3 protein-coding genes are annotated in these 3,462 nt (G+C 37.9%); 2 read left to right on the forward strand and 1 reads right to left on the reverse strand.

From position 1 onward, the window contains the following. Nucleotides 1-379: 379 nt before the first annotated feature. On the forward strand, nt 380-790 hold the full coding sequence (locus tag ACTS4L_RS11120) for a hypothetical protein (protein WP_440617989.1): 411 nt from the start codon (nt 380-382) through the stop codon (nt 788-790). Further along, a complete protein-coding gene (locus tag ACTS4L_RS11125) occupies nt 783-1,769 on the forward strand; it encodes a nucleotidyl transferase AbiEii/AbiGii toxin family protein (protein ID WP_440617990.1) in 987 nt (328 codons plus the stop codon). The genes ACTS4L_RS11120 and ACTS4L_RS11125 overlap by 8 nt, the downstream gene beginning before the upstream one ends. Here the strand turns inward: ACTS4L_RS11125 and ACTS4L_RS11130 are convergent. Then, a complete protein-coding gene (locus ACTS4L_RS11130; protein ID WP_440652053.1) occupies nt 1,756-3,438 on the reverse strand; it encodes an AAA family ATPase in 1,683 nt (560 codons plus the stop codon). The genes ACTS4L_RS11125 and ACTS4L_RS11130 overlap by 14 nt on opposite strands. Nucleotides 3,439-3,462 lie beyond the last annotated feature (24 nt).

Here is a 3,462-nt window from a genome sequence, read left to right on the forward strand (position 1 = left end):
TGCGTAAGAAAGCAGCCTGGGGAAATCAGACTTTAAGCACTATTTTGGCTCAAGGTTTGTAGATGGGACAGCCGTGAGCCTAATGGCATAATGGCACAACCTTGGGGATCCCTAACCATCCATGGCAGCTTCGCATTGGATCCTCACGCCCTCTTGCCTTACGGATGACAAGTCACAGGGTGTCATTGCGACTTCTTAAGGTAGTGCCATTAGTCTTATGGCGCTATTATGAAATGTTGACATAATGATTTGACAACAACTTGATTGCGATGAAAGGCTAAGCCTAATATTCAAACTCTATATTATGATTGATATTAATTGTCCAATTTTGGTGGTTTATGCTATGCTTTCATTGTTTGTTTTTAGTGAGACAATTATCATGAAAGTAAAATATGAAGAAACAACAGAATATAAATTATCGCAATATATACAGAATGCATCAAGTGACGTGATTTTGCGTGAAGACTTAATGTCGTTAGACAGTGATAGGCAGGTTACCCGTGCTTTGAGTGCGTTAATAGCAAAAGGCAAAATTGCAAAACTAGGCTATGGTATTTATGTGCGTTTGTCTTATTCTGAATTAACAGGCAAAAACTACCTGCCAGATGGATTTATTGCCGTTGCTAGAGAAGCGTTAACTAGATTGGGTATTCGTTGGGATATTTCAGAAGCTGAGAAATCTTATAATGCAGGTAAATCTCAACAAGTACCAGCAAACCCTGCAACTAAACTTTTGGATCGATCCCATAGGAGACTATCTTACAGAGGCATGGAGCTGCGCTTTGAGTAATGAATTTCATAATTATTCCAATGCTGAACTTAGGGAATTGATTAACCTAAGTGCTGAGGAATTGGGCTTACAAGCACCATATGTTATTGAGAAAGATTTATTTGTTACCAAGGCAATATCTGTGCTTATGGAAGTTCAGCATGAGTATTTTGAGTTGGTTTTTCAAGGTGGCACAGCGCTTGCTAAGGCACATAAAATTATTCAGAGAATGAGTGAAGATTGTGACTTTAGATTGATTTATAAAAATCCTCATCAGCAGTGTAAAAAAGATGCTCAACGCAAAATACTACGTGATTTTAGGAAGTCACTGCTTAAAGCCTTGCTAGACAACGAATTCATATTGGATGATCATTCAGTCAATATTAGCAATGAAGGTCAATTTATTTCTATTAAAGCTCAGTACCATTCGCTTTATAAAAATCAGTCACCAACAAATTTAAAACCATACTTGGCGTTGGAATTGTTTTTGGGTGAGGTTAAACTTCCTGTTGTGGAGCATAAAATTATGCCATTAATTAGCGATGTGTTTAGTGATAAGGTTAATTTTCCTCAAATCGATGTGCTCTGTATGTCGATAACTGAAACAGCAGCTGAAAAATGGGTTGCATTGACTAGAAGAATTGCAACAATAGATCAGCGTGGGCATTATTACGACCAAGATTTAGTGCGCCATATATATGATCTTTACATGATTAAGCGCAAATGCCTATTAGATGAGGAAGGCTTCATAAAAATAGTGACAGCTATTGTTGATGAAGATCGTATTCATTTTAAAAAGTATAGTGATCTTTATCATCAAGACCCAGTTAAAGCAATTAAGCAGTCACTTTATGAGCTAGAAGCAAATCCTTGTTGGTTAGAAAACTGGAATTTATTTATTGATACGATGGTATATGGAGATAAACCAAGTTATACATCAGCAATTGAAACACTAAAAGAGTTATCTGATATTGCTATTAATACAATTAATAATCAATGATATGATGGCTTTTGACAACAACTTGATTGCGATTAAAAGCTAAACCGAGTGTTAATATCTCTTTGACTTGGGGTTGGGCTTTTAGCTCAGTGATGTAATTTTTTTGATTAATCTGAGCTAAGGCTTTGTCAGCTAACGCCGCTAAGGTGTCATGATCACAGTCATCCTTGGCATGTTTGAATTCCATCACAAGTCCTAAAGTATTGTTTTTATTGGTGGCTAATGGATACAGTAGCACATCGGCAAAGCCATCACCTGACTCGCGATTAGAGTGGACGATATGCGTCGCTCTTAAGGAGGCGATTAACCCTAATACCAAGCCATGATAGAACTTCTCAGCGGTATAGCCGGTGTCTCGGACACTTAATGCTTCAATAAGATAAGTGTTTAGTTGCTCACTAAATTGCTCAACACGACCATTGACTAGATTGTCTAAAAAGGACTGGTATTGGACGCCTAAACGGGTATTCAACCAAAATTTAAAGTAATAATTAAGCAAATGCACAATCTCAATGTTCGGTAAGCGCACAGTACCATCATAAACGACACCATCGGTGGTGTTGACTTTTGAAGTGGTTAAGTAACCAGCAAACAACAACAAGCTCCATAAGCTGCTGCTTTGATAGGATAAGGTATCATAGGTGACATGGCGATCGATAATGACGTCAGCATTTTCACCTTCCATTAGTTGAGTTAATGCCGGATGTACGTCTTGCCGAAACTTTAACAGCAAGTCTTCAATCATCTTGTTATTGGAGGTATGTATCCAGTAGTCATCATACTTTCCGTTTTTACGCAAGCAGTTTAATATTGACCATGGATTATAGATTTCCAGTCCTGCGAAATTGTAGCCGTTGTACCATTTTTGAGCATTGATTTTGTCATTGTCCATATTTTGTATGCTGTATAGCGCATCTAATTCGTCATTAGTAAAGCCGAAATATTGTCGATACTCTTCATCTAACAGGGTATAGACTTCAAGGTTGTTTAGTCCTGAGAGCATACTATCTTTAGATACACGCAAGATGCCAGTCATCACGCCCTTGTGTAATGCATTATTATCTTTAAAGGTATTACTCATTAGATTACGCATCAAAGGCGTTAAGTCTTCGATGTAGTTCTCAACATAAGCCGCATTTAAAGGGGTGTCATATTCATCTAATAAGATCACCACGCGCTGTTGGTAATGTTTGGCAAGCAGCTCACTCAATACTTTTAACGCTTGATCAATCTCTGAAATGCTCAATATTTCAAAACGCAAATACTGACGGAATATATCCTTATCAAGCGTATCTAAAGCATCAGAATTTAAGAGCACTCTGTGGCTAGCAAAAACATGACGAATCAGTAGTGATAGCTGCTCGCGTGCAGTTTCAAAATTACGTGCCTTAATGTCTTTAAAGCTGACAAAAATCACCGGATACTTGCCTTGATGTGCCTTTACATAGGCGCCATTGTCGACTTTGGCAATTGCTAAGTGATCGAATAAGCCCTGTGTGTCGGTGAAGTCAATCTTATCCGCAAAGAAGTGGTGCAGCATCGACATATTGAGTGTTTTGCCAAAGCGTCTTGGGCGGGTGATCAGTATCACTTTGCTGCTATCTTCGATAATATCTTTAATAACTGAAGTTACGCACTTTTGATGTTTGAATTTAAGAAATACGACCACAGATTATGAGTGAAATAAATAAAA

Origin of the sequence: Cysteiniphilum sp. 19S12-1, from assembly GCF_052030685.1 — a bacterium.
In the GTDB taxonomy this organism is placed as follows: Bacteria; Pseudomonadota; Gammaproteobacteria; order Francisellales; family Francisellaceae; genus Caedibacter.